Annotated in this window: 15 protein-coding genes; 5 read left to right on the top strand and 10 right to left on the bottom strand. The window is 74.7% G+C overall.

Features of this window, described 5'->3' with window-relative positions; translation table 11 throughout:
* Positions 1–57: 57 nt before the first annotated feature.
* Positions 58–867 carry a thioesterase family protein gene (locus GCU60_RS09075; protein ID WP_163204424.1) on the bottom strand — a complete coding sequence of 270 codons (810 nt, stop codon included), beginning with the start codon at positions 865–867 and terminating at the stop codon, positions 58–60.
* Between the two features lie 22 nt (positions 868–889).
* Positions 890–1,258: a hypothetical protein gene (locus GCU60_RS09080; protein ID WP_163204426.1), complete on the bottom strand. Its 369-nt coding sequence runs from the start codon at positions 1,256–1,258 to the stop codon at positions 890–892.
* Between the two features lie 100 nt (positions 1,259–1,358).
* Between GCU60_RS09080 and GCU60_RS21565 the strand changes: the two genes are divergently transcribed.
* Complete coding sequence (locus GCU60_RS21565; protein ID WP_163204428.1) at positions 1,359–2,330, top strand: EamA family transporter; 972 nt, start codon at positions 1,359–1,361, stop codon at positions 2,328–2,330.
* Between the two features lie 71 nt (positions 2,331–2,401).
* Here GCU60_RS21565 and GCU60_RS09090 read toward each other — a convergent pair whose 3' ends face one another.
* The 7 genes from GCU60_RS09090 to GCU60_RS09120 all read right to left on the bottom strand — a co-directional run bounded on the left by GCU60_RS09090 (position 2,402) and on the right by GCU60_RS09120 (position 8,314).
* On the bottom strand, positions 2,402–3,358 hold the full coding sequence (locus tag GCU60_RS09090; RefSeq protein ID WP_204261720.1) for an ABC transporter substrate-binding protein: 957 nt from the start codon (positions 3,356–3,358) through the stop codon (positions 2,402–2,404).
* Positions 3,359–3,488: 130 nt separating this feature from the next.
* Entirely contained in the window at positions 3,489–4,319 is an 831-nt protein-coding gene (locus GCU60_RS09095) for an ATP-binding cassette domain-containing protein (RefSeq protein WP_163204432.1), read from the bottom strand.
* 13 nt (positions 4,320–4,332) lie between these two features.
* Positions 4,333–5,445 carry a FecCD family ABC transporter permease gene (locus GCU60_RS09100; RefSeq protein ID WP_345770497.1) on the bottom strand — a complete coding sequence of 371 codons (1,113 nt, stop codon included), beginning with the start codon at positions 5,443–5,445 and terminating at the stop codon, positions 4,333–4,335.
* On the bottom strand, positions 5,442–6,497 hold the full coding sequence (locus GCU60_RS09105; protein WP_345770498.1) for a FecCD family ABC transporter permease: 1,056 nt from the start codon (positions 6,495–6,497) through the stop codon (positions 5,442–5,444). Before GCU60_RS09105 ends, GCU60_RS09100 begins: the two co-directional genes overlap by 4 nt.
* Positions 6,498–6,575: 78 nt before the next feature.
* Positions 6,576–7,295: a hypothetical protein gene (locus GCU60_RS09110; protein ID WP_163204434.1), complete on the bottom strand. Its 720-nt coding sequence runs from the start codon at positions 7,293–7,295 to the stop codon at positions 6,576–6,578.
* 91 nt (positions 7,296–7,386) lie between these two features.
* Positions 7,387–7,881 (bottom strand): glutathione peroxidase, encoded by a 495-nt coding sequence (locus tag GCU60_RS09115; protein ID WP_163204436.1) that lies wholly within the window; start codon positions 7,879–7,881, stop codon positions 7,387–7,389.
* 28 nt (positions 7,882–7,909) lie between these two features.
* Positions 7,910–8,314, bottom strand: a complete 405-nt coding sequence (locus tag GCU60_RS09120) for a DUF2237 family protein (protein ID WP_104529375.1) — start codon at positions 8,312–8,314, stop codon at positions 7,910–7,912.
* A 68-nt stretch (positions 8,315–8,382) separates the two neighbouring features.
* Here GCU60_RS09120 and GCU60_RS09125 point away from each other — a divergent pair, with 68 nt between their 5' ends.
* From GCU60_RS09125 to GCU60_RS09135, 3 genes are all read left to right on the top strand, one after another.
* Positions 8,383–10,374 (top strand): acetoacetate--CoA ligase, encoded by a 1,992-nt coding sequence (locus GCU60_RS09125; protein ID WP_163204438.1) that lies wholly within the window; start codon positions 8,383–8,385, stop codon positions 10,372–10,374.
* 96 nt (positions 10,375–10,470) lie between these two features.
* Positions 10,471–11,730 (top strand): acyl-CoA dehydrogenase family protein, encoded by a 1,260-nt coding sequence (locus tag GCU60_RS09130; protein WP_163204440.1) that lies wholly within the window; start codon positions 10,471–10,473, stop codon positions 11,728–11,730.
* Positions 11,731–11,852: 122 nt separating this feature from the next.
* Entirely contained in the window at positions 11,853–12,647 is a 795-nt protein-coding gene (locus tag GCU60_RS09135; protein WP_204261721.1) for an alpha/beta fold hydrolase, read from the top strand.
* Here the strand turns inward: GCU60_RS09135 and GCU60_RS09140 are convergent.
* Positions 12,634–13,650: a MerR family transcriptional regulator gene (locus tag GCU60_RS09140; RefSeq protein WP_204261722.1), complete on the bottom strand. Its 1,017-nt coding sequence runs from the start codon at positions 13,648–13,650 to the stop codon at positions 12,634–12,636. The genes GCU60_RS09135 and GCU60_RS09140 overlap by 14 nt on opposite strands.
* A gap of 207 nt (positions 13,651–13,857) precedes the next feature.
* Between GCU60_RS09140 and GCU60_RS09145 the strand changes: the two genes are divergently transcribed.
* Positions 13,858–15,054, top strand: a complete 1,197-nt coding sequence (locus GCU60_RS09145; RefSeq protein WP_345770499.1) for a glycosyltransferase — start codon at positions 13,858–13,860, stop codon at positions 15,052–15,054.
* The last annotated feature ends 2 nt before the right edge of the window (positions 15,055–15,056 follow it).

Below are 15,056 nucleotides of genomic sequence, written 5' to 3' on the forward strand. Positions count from 1 at the left end.
CTCCCCGAAGCCCGCCGTCCGGTGCCAGTGGGACCCGCGGGTTCCGGGCGAGATGGGTCACGCCAGTGGGCGCGGCTCCACGAACAGCGACTGGCTGGACCGGCCGATCGTGCCGGCCTCGTCGAAGAGCTCCGCGAAGCACTGCGCGGCGCCCGTCCCGCCCAGGACCGTCCGGGCCGCCATGCCCAGCCACTCGCCGCGCGGCGGGCGGTGCAGCGCCACGCCGAGGTCCACGTTGGCGAAGGTCGCGGTGTTCCAGTCCAGTGCCGCGGAGATGCCGCTGGCCGCGTCGGTCATCACCAGCAGGTGCTGCAGCGGGGTCATCGGCTCGCCGGCCACCAGTTCGCAGCCGGTCCGCGTCCATGCCGTCGCCGGGCCGGGGGAGTTGAAGCTGCCCGCGGCGAAGCGCCATTCCAGCGCGCGGTGGTAGGCGACCTCGGTGGTGAAGAACGCCGGCACCTCCGGGCGGCTGTCCGCCGGGCCCCGGGGAGCGGGACCTGGCCCGGCCTCCTGGGCGACGGCGGCGGCCGGGTCGTCGGGGCGGGTGCGCATCCGCCAGGCGGACAGCCGCATCAGCGGCCGCTCGTCGACCTCCAGCACGGTCTCCACCAGCTCCACCCGGCGGCCGGGGCGGACGACGGAGGAGCGCAGCCGCACCGGGCCCACCGGCACGGGGCCGAAGATGTCGTAGGCCAGCCGCACGGTCTGCCCACCCTCGATGCCGCTGCACCGCTCGGCCTCGCGCAGCAGCAGCGCTGCCGGCGGGCCGGCGTGCTGCAGCCCGACGTCCCACGGCCCGATGGTCAGGGCGGTGGCGGTGAACGCGCCGTCGCCGGAGGGGAGGTAGAGGGCAGCGGGCAGCTCCATCCCGGCAGTCTGGCGAGCGGGGTCAGTCCCCGGTCCGCCGGGTCTCCCAGACGGCGTAGCCGGTCCAGCCGGCGGCGGCAACCGCCACCAGCGCCCAGATCCAGCGCTGCTCGGCCGCGGTGGAGAGCACCAGCAGCACCGACACCACCAGGGCTGACCCGGCGACCGGTGCAGAGCGGGCGAGGGTGCCGGCCGTGCCGGGCCCGGGGACGGCGACGAACACGACGACCGCAGCGACGAGCAGGAAGGCGCACAGCGCGGCCAGGACCCCGGCGGTCACCCCGGCCCCGCCGGGCAGGCCGACAGCACCGAGGCCGCCGAGGACGGCGCCCATGGCGAGCACGAGCAGCGTGCGGCGACGGCGGTCGGACCACGGCGGTCGATCCGGCACGGGCTCCCTCCTCGGGTCGGGCTCCATCTCCGTTGTACCGGGCGCGCCTGGGAACCGTCCGGTAGGGGTCTAGGTGACGGTTGCCCGCTACAGTGCCGCTGTGAGCTCCGCCGTCCGCCCAGGCCTCGGGTATGCCTTCACGCTGGCGTCCGCGGGGTTCTTCGCGGTCAACGGCACGGTCTCCACGCTGGCGCTGGAGGCCGGGATCCCGCCCACCCGGCTGACGGCGCTGCGCTGCACCGGCGCGGCGGTCCTGCTGGTCGCGTTCCTGGCCACGACCTCGCCCCGCCGGCTGCGGGTACGGGCGCGGGAGCTGCCGTTGCTCGCGGTCTTCGGCGTGGTGGGCGTGGCGCTGACCCAGTTCCTCTACTACGTGGCGATCGGGCGGCTGCCGGTCGGCATCGCGCTGGTCTTCGAGATGACCGCGCCGGTGTGGATCGCCCTCTACGTGTGGCTCGTGCGCCGGGAGGCCGTGCGCGGCCGGTTGTGGTTCGCGCTGCTGCTCTCGCTCGGCGGGCTGGTCCTGGTGGCCCAGGTCTGGCAGGGCGGCGGCTCGCTGGACGGCATCGGCGTCGCCGCGGCGCTCGCCGCGGCCCTCTGCCTGGCGACGTACTACCTGCTGGGGGAGCGGGGCACGGTGGGCCGCGACCCGGTCACGCTGACCTGCTGGAGCTTCGTGGCGGCGGCGCTGTTCTGGGCGGTCGCGGCGCCGTGGTGGGCCTTCGACGCCGCGGTGCTCGGCGAGCAGGTGCCGGTGTCGGTGGGCGACGTCCGCCTGCCGCTGTGGCTGCTGATCGGGTGGATCGTCGTGCTCGGCGCGGTGGTGCCGTTCTGGCTCTCCATCTCCGCGCTGCGACACCTGCCGCCCACCACCGCGGGCCTGGTCGCCACGGTGGAGCCGGTGTTCGCCTCCGTCGTCGCCTGGTTGTGGCTGGAGCAGGTGCTCACCGGTTGGCAGGTGGCCGGCGGGCTCGTCGTCCTGACCGGGATCGCCCTGGCGCAGACGGCCCGGACGGCGCGGCCGGCGTCGGCCGCGCCGCTGCCGGAGACCCCGGCCCCGCTGTCGACGTGACGGCGGGGCCGGAGGCCTCGTTCAGAGGCTCGCCGCGAGCGTGCGAGCGGTGAGGAGAACGGGGTCCATTTTCAGGCGGTGACGTCCTCGGCCTGCTCGAGGTGGCCGGCCAGCTCCGCCATGTAGGCGGCCTGCGCGACGTAGTCCGGGCCGATGTACTTCCACGGGTGGAGCTGCCCGGCCTGGACGGCGGGGAGCAGCGCGGCGGTGGGCTGCGCGGCGATCTCCTCGGGGGTCATGCTGAACCGCAGCGAGTAGAGCAGCACGTCGCTCGGGTGGTTCGGGACCTCTTCCCAGCCGACGGAGTTCCAGAAGTAGCCGTCGCCGCCCGGGTCGACGAAGTCCACGCCGAGGTCGGCGTACATCGCCAGCTGCGGGTCGTCCTGCGCCTTGGCCATCCACCAGCCGTCGGCCTGGGTGGCGAACACCGGCAGGACGCTGACCCCGTTCGACGCCGCCTGGGAGAGCTGCTCCGCCGCCGCTTCGAAGTCGGCGCGCGCCTCGGCGACCTCGCCGCCCTCGGTGTCGACGCCCAGGGCGTCGGCCAGGTCGACGACGCGCTCGATGACGTCGGCGGCCGATCCGCGGTAGGCGATGTGGATGATCGGCGCGATCTCGGCGACCTGCTCCTGCTGCGCCAGGTCGTTGAACCCGTACCCGGGTGTGCCCTCGGGGATCTCGCCGGTGGAGTCGGTCGGGTAGATGGTGGTGACGATGACGTCGGGGTCGGCGGCGGCCAGCGCCTCCAGGTCGATCTCGCCGTAGGCGCTGCCGACGATCGCCACGTCGTCGAGGTCGCGGCCCTCGAAGGCGACGTCGTCCTCGGCCGAGGTCTGGCCGAAGGTGGCCACCGGCTCGATGCCGTAGTTCCACAGCGACGCGGTCAGGTCGTTGAGGCCGGCGATCCGCTCGGGCGCCTCGTCCAGCTCCACGGTCCGGCCCAGGTCGTCGGTGAACTCCCAGCCGCCCTCGGCGGACGGCTCGTCGGCGGCGTCGGGGCCACCGCAGGCGGCGAGACCGACGGTCACGCCCAGAACGAGGAGGCCGCCGAGGAGGCGGCGAGAGGTGCGGTGCAACGGAACTCCCTCGGGAAGGGGATGCATGATCATCCCGGTCGCGAGGAAGGTTAGCCTGCCCTAACTCCGGACCACCAGGGGGTCAGCGCAGCCGGCGCACCGGGACGACCATGGGGGTGCCGGCCACCGGGTCGGGCAGCACGCGCGCCTCGAGGTCGAACACGTCGGCCAGCAGCTGCTCGGTGAGCACCTCGGCCGGCGTCCCCGACGCCACCAGCGCGCCGTCCTTCATCGCCACCAGGCGCTTGGCGTAGCGGGCCGCGAGGTTGAGGTCGTGCAGCACCACGACGACCGTCCGGCCCCGCTCGGCGTGCAGCCGGCCGACCAGGTCCAGGACGTCGATCTGGTGCGACAGGTCCAGGTAGGTCGTGGGCTCGTCCAGCAGCAGCAGGTCGGTGCCCTGCGCCAGCGCCATGGAGATCCAGGCCCGCTGCCGCTGACCGCCGGACAGGGCGTCCACCGGCCGCTCGGCCAGGTCGGACATGTCGGTCCAGGCCAGCGCCTCGGCGACCACGGCCTCGTCGTCCCGCGACCACTGGCGCAGCCAGGTCTGGTGCGGGTGCCGGCCGCGGGCCACGAGGTCGCCCACGGTCAGACCCTCCGGCGCCACCGGCGTCTGCGGCAGCAGGCCCAGCACCTTGGCCACCTCGCGGGTCGGCGTGCGGGCGATCGAGCGGCCGTCGAGCAGCACCTGGCCGGCCGTGGGGCGCAGCAGCCGGCCCAGCGCCCGCAGGAGCGTGGACTTGCCGCAGCCGTTGGGGCCGACGATGGCGGTGAAGGAGCCCTCGGTGAGCTCGAGATCGAGGTCGTCGACCACCACGCGGTCGTCGTAGGCCAGGCGCACGTGCTCGGCGGCCAGCCGCACCGGTGCGGTGGAGGTGGCGGGGGGCGCGAGTTCGGTCTCGATGGTCACGGTCGTGTCGTCCTCAAGTGTTCCGCCGCCTTCCGCGGACCAGGAGCCAGAGCAGGTAGGGGGCGCCGATGACGGCGGTCAGGATGCCGACGGGCAGCGCCTCGGGGAGCACGGTGCGGGTGACCAGGTCGGCGCCGACGACGAGCAGGGCGCCGAGCAGGCCCGACGCCAGCAGCGGCGGCCGGGCGCCCCCGGTGAGCCGCACCGCGATCTGCGGGACGACGAGCGCGACGAAGGTGATGGGCCCGGCGGCGGAGACGGCGAACGCGACCAGCCCGACGGCGAGCAGCACCACGGCGGTCTGCGTGGGTGCCAGCCGCACGCCCAGCCCGCGGGCGGTGTCGTCGCCGAACTGCAGCACCGCGAGCAGCCGGCTCGTGGCGAGGGCCAGCGGCAGCAGCACCATCAGGGCGAGAGCGAGCGGGAGAGCGTCGTCCCAGGTGGTGGCGTTGAGCGAGCCGGTGATCCAGACGTAGGCCGACGCCGCGTCGTAGATCTCGGCGTTCGTGAGCAGCCAGTCGGTGAGCGCGGTGCCGACCGACCACAGCGCGATGCCGATCAGCACCAGCCGGTACCCGTCCACGCCCGCGCGCCAGGTGAGCGCGAACAGCAGGAACCCGGTGGTGAGCGCCCCGAGCAGCGCGGCCAGCGGCACGCCCAGCCCGCCCAGGACCGCCCCCGCCGAGGAGCCACCGGACAGCACGATCGCCGCCACGGCACCGGCGGAGGCGCCGGTGGTGATGCCCAGGGTGTCGGGGGAGGCCAGCGGATTGCGGGCGAAGGTCTGGAACAGCGCACCGGCCACGCCCAGGGCCAGGCCGACCAGCGCCCCGACGACGACCCGCGGGGCGCGCAGCTCGAGGACGATGAACTCCTGCGGCCCCTCGCCCAGCCCGGCCAGCGTGCGCAGCACCTCGACGACGCCGATCGGGAAGTCGCCGCGGCCCATGCTCACCGCCGACAGCAGCACCAGCAGGACCAGCGCGGCGAGCGGGACGGCGAGGTCGCGCCACCGGAGCACCCCGGAGATGCGCCCGACGCGCACCGTCCGGCCGCTGCGGACCGGGCGCGCGGTGCCCTCCGGCGGGCGGGACGGCGCGTCGACGTCCACGGCCTCGACGCTCACAGTCCGGCCGCCTTCCGCCGGCGGACCAGGGCGATGAAGAACGGCGCGCCGATGAGCGCCAGCACGATGCCCACCTGCAGCTCGGCCGGGCGGGCGACGATCCGGCCGATCACGTCGGCGGCCAGCAGCAGCGCCGCGCCGAGCAGCCCGGAGCAGGGCAGCAGCCAGCGGTGGTCGGGGCCGGTCAGCGCGCGGACGACGTGCGGCACGACGAGGCCCACGAAGGCGATCGGCCCGCAGGCCGCGGTGGCCGCCCCGCAGAGCAGCGTGATCGCGGCGAGCCCGACGACCCGCGCCAGCCAGATGCGCTGGCCGAGCCCGCGCGCGACGTCCTCGCCCAGTCCGAGCAGGTTGAGCGCCGGTGCGTTGACCAGCGCCAGGACCAGGCCGACGGCGATGAACGGGGCCACCTGCACGGCGACGTCGGCACCGCGCCCGGCCAGGGATCCGACGACCCAGAACCGGAAGCTGTCCAGGGTCTGCTGGTCGCTGACCAGGACCGTGCGCACCAGCGCGTACATCAGCGCCGACAGCGCGGCGCCGGCCAGCGCCAGGGTCAGCGGGGTGGCGCCGCCGCGGCCGGCCGAGCCGATGGCGTACACCAGCACGGTGCCGGCCAGGGCCCCGACGAAGGCGAACCAGACGTAGCTCGACGGCGAGGTCAGCCCCAGCAGCGAGATCGCCAGGACGACCGCCAGGCTGGCGCCGGCGGTGACGCCGAGCAGCCCGGGGTCACCGAGCGGGTTGCGGGTGTGGCCCTGCATCAGCGCCCCGGCCATGCCCAGCGCGAGGCCGACCATGAGGCCCAGCGCCGTGCGCGGCACCCGCAGCTGCCGGACCACGACGGCGTCGTCGGTGGTGAGCGCGGAGTCCAGCAGCGAGCGCCACACGTCGGTCAGGCCGATGGCCCGGGTGCCGACGGCGATGCTCGCCAGCGCGGCCGCCACGACCAGCACGAGCAGCAGCACCAGGGTGGCCAGCCGCCGGGCCCGCATCGAGCGCGGAGGCGTGCGCGCAGGGTCCCGGGCCGGGACGTCGACCGTGGTGGCCACGAGCAGCTCCCGGGACGGCGGTGGAGGTCAGATAAGGCTTACCTTATCTCGCCGCGCCGGGGTCGCCCACCGGCGTCGTCACTTCTTCTGCCGTCGGCTCCCGCCGTGCCAGTCCTCCTCGACGCCGCCCTCGTCGGGGCGCCAGCCGAAGCCGACCAGCTGCGGCCGCTCGCGGAGGCTGCGCTTGAGCTCGGCGAACCCCGGGAACGAGGCGAGCCCGAGAACGTGGTCCCACAGCTCGACGGCCTCGTCCTCACCGGGCAGCCGGCTGATCACCGGGCCGAAGAACGCCACACCCTCCGGCGGCTGGAACTGCAGGATCGGCGTCCCGACGTCCTTGCCGGTCAGGGCCAGCGCCTCGTCGGTCTCGGCCTGGATCTGCGCGTCCCAGGAGCCGTCGTCCAGGGCGGCGGCCAGATCGGTCGGCAGCCCGAGGCCGGCCAGGACCGACTCGGCGAACTCGCGGGTGCCCCGGCGGGTCTCGTCGCCGGGCTGGTTCGGCGTCTCGAAGACCTGGCCGCCGAGCGCCTCGTACAGCCGGGCGACGGCGTCCGGGCCGTGCTCGGCGCGGGTGCGGGCGGCCAGGCGCAGCAGCCGGAGCCCCGACGTGTGGCCGGCCTCGTACTCGGGCGGGAAGTGGCTGTCGTAGTCGACGTGCGCGTTGAGCAGCCGCAGCGAGATGAACCGCCACTCCACCGCGTACTCCCGCTGGGCGGCCACCATGCGGACCCACTTGCTGGTCATCCAGGCGAACGGGCACACGGGGTCGAACCAGAAGCGGAGGTCGGCGTCGCTCATGGATCGACGGTAGGTCCTCCCGGCCGCCGCCGCGTCGTGGTGACGACCGCCGCTCTGCAGCGCGGCGGTCGTGGCGCTGCGGAGGCGGCCGTCAGCCGGGGAGGACCGACTCGATCGCGGCGCGCACCTCGGGGGCGTCGGGAACCGTCTGCGGCCGGAAGCGGGCGACCACCTCGCCGGTCCCGTCCAGCACCCACTTCTCGAAGTTCCACTGGACGTCGCCCGCCGCGCCGTCGAGGTCCGGGGTCGCGGTCAGCCGCTGGAAGAGCGGGTGCGCCCCCTCGCCGTTCACCTCGACCTTCTCCGTCATCGGGAAGGTGACGCCGTAGGTGGCCGAGCAGAACTCCTCGATCTCCTCGGCGGTGCCGGGCTCCTGCCCCATGAACTGGTTGCACGGCACGCCGACGACGGTGAAGCCGCGGCTGCCGTACTCCTCCTGCAGTGCCTCCAGCGCGGCGTACTGCGGGGTGAGCCCGCAGCGGCTGGCCACGTTGACCACCAGGGCGGGGCGGCCCCCCGTCAGCTCCCGCAGGGTGGCGGGCTCGCCCTGCAGCGTGGTCACGGGCACGTCGAGGAGGTCGCTCATGGCCGCCGCAGCGCCGCGGCGACCCCGTTCATTCCAGGCTGCTGGCGTCGTCGGGCACGTCGACGGCGTGCCGCCGCAGGGCCTCCATCGGCACGATCTCCAGCGCGCGGGCGTTGGTCGCGGCCAGCACGACGCCCGACGCGGCGCCGGCCTGGTAGGCCTGCAGCCAGCGGACGGCGACGACGCACCACCGGTCGCCCGGCTTCAGGCCCGGGAACCCGTACTCCGGGCGCGGGGTGCTCAGGTCGTTGCCCAGCTCGCGCTGCATCGCCAGGAACTCGGTGGAGACGACGGCGCAGACGGTGTGCCGCCCCAGGTCGTCCGGGCCGGTGGTGCAGTGCCCGTCGCGGTAGAAGCCGGTGACCGGATCGGTGCCGCACGGCTCGAGCGGGCCGCCGAGGACGTTGCGCTCGTCGTCGGGGTCGGGCAGCACGGTCGCTCCTGGGGGCCGGGAGGGTCGTCGCCGTGGCCGGCGCGGGCCCAGGATGGCATCGTGCGGCCGTGACCGCCGAACCGTCGTCCCCCGAGGTCCTCTGGCAGCCCACGCCCGACTCGATCCGCGCCACCCGGACGGCCGCCTTCGCCGCCTTCGTGGCCGCGCGCCGCGGGCTCTCCTTCGGGGATCCGGTGGACTACGACGCGCTGTGGCGCTGGTCGGTCGAGCACCTCGACCAGTTCTGGGGCGACCTCGCGCGCTGGACGGGCGTGCTCGACGTCGCCGACGACCAGGTCCTTCCCTCCCGGGAGATGCCGGGCGCCCTCTGGTTCCCCGGAACGACCGTCAACTACGCCGAGCAGGTGTTCCGGCAGGCGTCCGACGACCGGCCGGCGCTGATCGCCGTCGCGGAGGACGCCGAGCCGCGGGAGATCTCCTGGGCGTCCCTGCGCGGACAGGTCGGCGCGTTCGCCGCCACCCTGCGCCGGCTCGGCGTCCGCCCGGGCGACCGGGTGGCCGGCTACCTGCCCAACGTGCCCGAGACCGTCGTCGCCTTCCTCGGGGCCGCGGCGGTCGGGGCGGTGTGGTCCTCCTGCGCGCCGGACTTCGGCACCCGCGCGGTGCTCGACCGCTTCGCCCAGATCGAGCCCACCGTGCTGGTCGCCGTCGACGGCTATCGGTTCAACGGACGCGAGCACGACCGGCGGGACGTCGTCGCCGAGCTGCGCGCCGGGCTGCCGACCGTGCGGACGACGATCGCCGTCCCCCGGTTGTTCCCCGACGACGTGCCCGACGACGCGCTGTCGTGGGCCGACGCCGTCGCCGACGAGCAGGACCCGGTCTTCGAGCCGACGCCGTTCGACGCCCCGCTGTGGATCGTCTACAGCTCGGGCACCACCGGGCTGCCCAAGGGGATCGTGCACGGGCACGGCGGCGTGGTGCTCGAGCAGCGGAAGTCCGGCACTCTGCACAGCGACCTGGGGCCCGGTGACCGCTTCTACTGGTACACCTCGACGGCCTGGATGATGTGGAACGTCGTGGTGTCCTCGCTGCTCAGCGGGGCGACCGCGGTGCTGCACGACGGCGCCCCGGCCTACCCGACGGTCGACGCCCAGTTCGCCCTCGCGGAGCGGGTGCGGTTCACCCACCTGGGCACGAGTCCGGGCTACCTGGCGGCCTGCCAGAAGGCCGGCGTCCGCCCCGGTGAGGACCACGACCTCTCCTCCGTCCGGGTGCTGGCCAGCACCGGGTCGCCGCTGCCCGCGGCCACCTACTCGTGGGTGTACGACGCCGTGGGCACCGACCTGCAGCTGACGTCCGCGTCCGGCGGGACCGACGTCGCCACCGGGTTCATCGGCAGCTCGCCGCTGCTGCCGGTGACGGCCGGTGAGCTGCAGCGCCCGCTGCTCGGCGTCGCGGTGGCCTCCTGGAACGAGGCGGGTGAGCCGGTGGTCGGCGAGCTCGGCGAGCTGGTGGTGACCGAGCCGATGCCCTCGATGCCGCTGCAGTTCTGGAACGACCCGGACGGCGCCCGCTATCGGGCGGCGTACTTCGAGCCGTGGCCCGGCGTCTGGCGGCACGGGGACTGGCTGGAGATCACCGAACGGGGCACCTGCGTGATCACCGGCCGGTCGGACTCGACGCTCAACCGCGGCGGCGTGCGGATGGGCACCGCCGACATCTACGCCGCCGTCGAGGGCTTCCCCGAGGTGGTCGACTGCGTCGTCCTCGGCGTGGAGCTGCCCGAGGGCGGCTACTGGATGCCGCTGTTCGTCCAGCTGGCGCCGGGGGAGGAGCTCACCGACGAGCTGGTGGACCGGCTGAGGGCGGCGATCCGGACCCAGGCCAGCCCGCGGCACGTGCCCGACGAGGTCATCGCCGTGCCCGGCGTGCCGCACACCCGCACCGGCAAGCGGCTGGAGGTGCCGCTCAAGCGGCTGTTCCAGGGGGTGGACCCGGCGAAGGCGGTCAACACCGGCACCGTCGACGACGCCTCGCTCGTCGAGCACTACATCGAGCTCGCCCGGCAGCGTGGCTCCGGCTCGTCGACCGGGTGAGGCCGGTCACCTCACGGGTGACGACGGCGTGCGGCGGGAAGGTGCACCGGCCAAGGTGTACGTGATCATCCGCCGCACGAGTGGAGACGACCGACGATGACGTCGAGCGAGAACGAGATCTGGGAGCCGCAGCCGCCGGTGCTGCTGCCGCCGTGGCACACCCCGGAGCGCGAGGCGCTGATGGAGCAGGCGCGCCGGTTCGCGATGGACGAGGTGCTCCCGGTCGCCGACGAGCTGGACCCGCAGAAGGGCGAGATCCCGGCGTCGCTGCTGCAGCGGCTGGCCGAGCTCGGCTACTTCGGCATCACCGTGCCTGCCGAGCAGGGCGGGCTCGGGCTCGGCGTCTTCGAGTACTGCATGGTCAGCGAGGAGCTGGCCCGCGCCTGGATGTCGACCGCCAGCATCCTGGCCCGCTCGCAGGGCCTCGGGACGGCGGTGCTCGACGCCGACCGCCGGCACGACCTGATGGCCCGCAGCGCCCGCGGCGACTGGATCGGCGCGATCGCGCTGTCCGAGCCCGACGCCGGATCAGACCTGGCGGGCGTGCAGACCCGCGCGGTGCTCGACGGCGACGAGTGGGTGGTCACCGGGCACAAGCGCTGGTGCGGCAACGCCAAGGCCGCCGACTTCATCCAGGTGCTGGTGCGCGAGCGCGAGCCGGAGGAGGGGGAGTCCCGCTCGGCCGGCCTGATCAACCTGCTCCTGGAGAAGAAGCGCGGCGAGTTCCCCGAGGGCCTCACCGGCCATCCGATCGACAAGATCGGCTACCACGGCTTCCTGACCTGGGACCTCACCTTCGACGGCGTCCGGATCCCCAAGGACAACGTCATCGACCAGGCCAGGGCCGCGCAGGAGGACAGCGCCGAGGAGGGCGACGCCGCCAAGCAGGCCGGGTTCGCCGAGGCGCAGAAGTTCCTCAACACCGCCCGCGTGCACACCGCCGCGCGTGCGGTGGGCCTGGCCCGCGCCGCGCTCGAGGACTCCATCCGCTACCTGCAGGAGCGCGAGCAGTTCGGCCACCCGATCGCCGACTTCCAGGCGCTGCGGTTCAACGTCGCCGAGATGGCGTCGCAGATCGAGCAGTCCCGCGCCTTCTACCGCCAGGTCGCCCACCTGCTCGACCTGGGGCTGCCGGTGGCCAAGGAGGCGTCGATGGTGAAGCTCGAGGCGACCGAGATGTCCATCCGGGTGACCAACCAGGCCATGCAGCTGCACGGCGGCAACGGCTACACCACCGAGCGGCAGGTGGAGCGGCACTGGCGCGACGCCCGCCTGACGACGATCTTCGAGGGCACCAGCGAGATCCAGAAGCGGATCATCAGCGACCGCCTGCTGCCCCGCTCGCCCCTGAGCTGAGCCATTGCACGCTGATCGACGTCTCGCATCCCGCTGAGACGTCGATCAGCGCGCAGTCACGCCGGCCGGGCCGCCGCACGATGGTCACGCCCCGCCCTGGCGGGTAGGGGCCTGCGGTGACGATGACCGCGCACCGCGCCGGATCCGGACCTCCGCTCGTGCTGGTGCACGGTCTCGGGGGGTCGTGGCGCACCTGGCAGCCGGTGCTCGCCGGGCTGAGCGCCTCCCGCACCGTCGTCGCCGTCGACCTCCCGGGGTTCGCCGGCGGCACCCCGCCGCTGCCCGATCCGTCCATGGCCAGCCTCACCGACGCCCTCGAGCAGTGGCTGCGCGCCGAAGGGCTGGCCGACGCATCCCTGGTCGGCAGCTCGCTGGGCGCCCGGATGGTGCTGGAACTGAGCCGGCGGGGGACGGGTGCGGACAACGTCGCCCTCGACCCGGGCGGGTTCTGGACCGACCGCGAAGCGGCCGTCTTCCGCACCAGCATCGCCGCGTCGGTGGGCCTGCTCCGCCGCATCCGCCCCGTACTGCCCGGACTGCTGGGCAACCCGGCGGGCCGCACGGCGCTGCTGGCGCAGTTCTCCGCCCGACCGTGGGCCCTGGACGCCGACGTCGTGCGCACCGAGCTCGAGGGCTACCTCGACTCGCCGTCATTCGGCGCGGTGCTCGACGACCTGGCCCGCGGCCCGAAGCAGCAGGGGGCGCCGGCCGGCACGCTCCCGGGCCGCCTGACCATCGGCTGGGGACGCCGGGACCGGGTCACCCTGGCCCGTCAGGCGGCCCGGGCCGCCGAGGCGTTCCCCGACGCCGAGTTGCACTGGTTCCCGCGGTCCGGCCACTTCCCGCTGTGGGACGAGCCCGAGGAGACCGTGCGGCTCGTGCTGGAACGGACGGCGGGCGGCGTCAGCCCAGGCTGATCGGCATGAGCAGGCTGACGTCGCCGGGGCGGCGCGGGTCCCGGATGGCCAGCGGCGCGAGCGGGCCGTCGAGGTCGAGCACCAGCTGGCCGGACGCCTCCGCGTCGAGCGCTTCGAGCAGGAACTCCCGGTTCACGCCCAACTCGACGGCGCCGAGCGTGAGCACGGTGGCGGTCTCCTCGGCGCCGTCCGGGCCGGTGGGCACGGTGCGGGTGGGCGCCGCGGCCAGCTCGTCGCGGAACCGGGCGACGTCGAGCTCCACCTGCTCGCTGCCGGCGTCCCGGAGCAGCCGCCGGTAGTCGGGGAAGTCGGCGTCCACGCGGCGGCCGCGCAGGGAACGCCCGCCCGCCACCAGGACGACGTCGGTCCCGTCGACCTCCAGCGTGAGCGGGCCGTCGCCGTCGAGCGCGGCCAGCGCCTCGTCGGCCAGGGCCACCGGCACGATGGCGCTGACCGGCCCGCCGTCGAGGACCGCGCCGGGCAGGTGCCGCACGACCAGCCGGTAGCGGTCGGTGGCCACGAGGCGGACGGCGTCGTCGTCGGCGTCGACGAGGACGCCGGTGAGCATCGGCAGCTCCGGGTCGGTGCCGACGGCGAAGCGCACGGCGCGCAGGGCGTCGAGGAGGGCGCAGGTCGTGGTGCTGATCGAGGTCATCGGGTTCTCCTTGGCCAGTAGGGATCGGGCGGAGGAGAGCTCACGGCGGGCATCGGCCAGACCGTCCTGGAGACGCCGCAGGTGCGTCTCCAGGACGGCGTCGACGACCGCGAGGTCGTCCCGGTGCTCGAGCACCCGGCCGATCTCGGCGAGCGGCAGACCCACCCGCCGCAGCCGGGCCACCAGGCGCGCGACGACGACCTGCTCGTCGCTGTACCAGCGGTAGTTCGTCCACGGGTCCACGTGCGCCGGCACGAGCACGCCGGCGCCGTCGTAGAACCGCAGCGCGCTCACCGTCAGGCCGCTCTCGCGTGCCATCTGGCCGATCCCCCGCATGCGCTCCTCCACGACTCGAACCGTCGGGCCTCGACCCGGTCGAGGGTCAACAGTGCCCGACGGCGTGGTGCGGGTGGGGTCCGCGGTGCTGTCGCGGAAGAGTGGCGGCGGACCGTCGTGGCGTGGTCGGGCGCCGTGCACCCACCGGACACCTCGGCTGCTGATCCTGGGCGCGTCCGGGACCCGCCGTGGGCCCTCCGTTCCGAGGTGAGACCCGCCGTGAACGCTGTGCGACCGCTCTCCCCACCCATCCCCGGCAGGCGCGCGACGCCGGACGGCCTGCGCGTCGTCGTCGTCGCCGAGACCTTCCGTCCCGCGGTCAACGGCGTCGTCGGCTCGGTGCTGCGCGCCGTCGACCACCTCGCCGTCCGCGGGCACGAGCCGATCGTCCTCGCGCCCAGCGGCTCGTCCTACGAGTCGGCCTGCGGAGCGCGGATCCCGGTCGTGACGGTGCCGTCCATGCGGTTGCCGGTGTACCGCCACCTGCCGCTGGCCCGGCCGGGCCTCGACGTCACGCGGGTGCTCGCCGACCTCGCGCCCGACGTCGTCCACCTGGCCTCGCCGGCGGTCCTCGGTGCAGCGGCCGGCCGCGCGGCGCGGACGCTCGGCATCCCCTCGGTGGCCGTGTTCCAGACCGACCTCGCCGCCTTCGCGCGGCGCTACCGCGTGCCCGGCGGGGCGGCCGCTGCCTGGCGGGCGCTGCGGGCGGTGCACGCGAGCGCCGACCTCACGCTCGCACCGTCCTCGTCGACCGCCGCGCTGCTGCGCCGGCACGGCATCGGGCCGGTGACGCAGTGGGCCCGGGGCGTCGACCTGGTCCAGTTCGCGCCGGGACGGCGGGACGCGTGGTTGCGCGGCCAGCTGGCCCCGAACGGCGAGCTGCTGGTCGGCGTGGTGGCGCGGCTGGCCGTGGAGAAGCGGTTGGAGCTGCTGGCCGGGGTGAGCCGGCTGCCCGGTGTCCGGCTGGTCGTGGTGGGCGACGGCCCCTGCCGGGGGCGGCTGGCCCAGGCGCTGCCCGAGGCGGTCTTCCTCGGCCAGCGCACCGGGGACGCGCTCGCCCGGATCGTCGCCTCGTTCGACCTCTTCGTGCACCCGGGGCCCGACGAGACGTTCTGCCAGGCGGTGCAGGAGGCGCTGGCCGCCGGTGTGCCCGCGGTCGTGGCGGCGTCGGGCGGGCCGCTGGACCTGGTGCGGCACGGCGAGAACGGCTGGCTGTGGGCCGGCGCCGATCCCGAGGTGCTGGCCGCGATGGTCGCCGGGCTGCGGGACGACCGGCTGGCGCTGCGGGCCGTCGCGGCCCGCACCCGCTCGTCGGTGGAGCACCGCACCTGGGCCCGCATCGGCGACCAGCTGATCAGCCACTACGGCAGCGTGCTCGGGCTGACCCCGCAGGTCGCCCCGCTGCGCAGCGCCTGAGC

The organism is Blastococcus saxobsidens, assembly GCF_010682065.1.
GTDB lineage: Bacteria > Actinomycetota > Actinomycetes > Mycobacteriales > Geodermatophilaceae > Blastococcus > Blastococcus saxobsidens_B.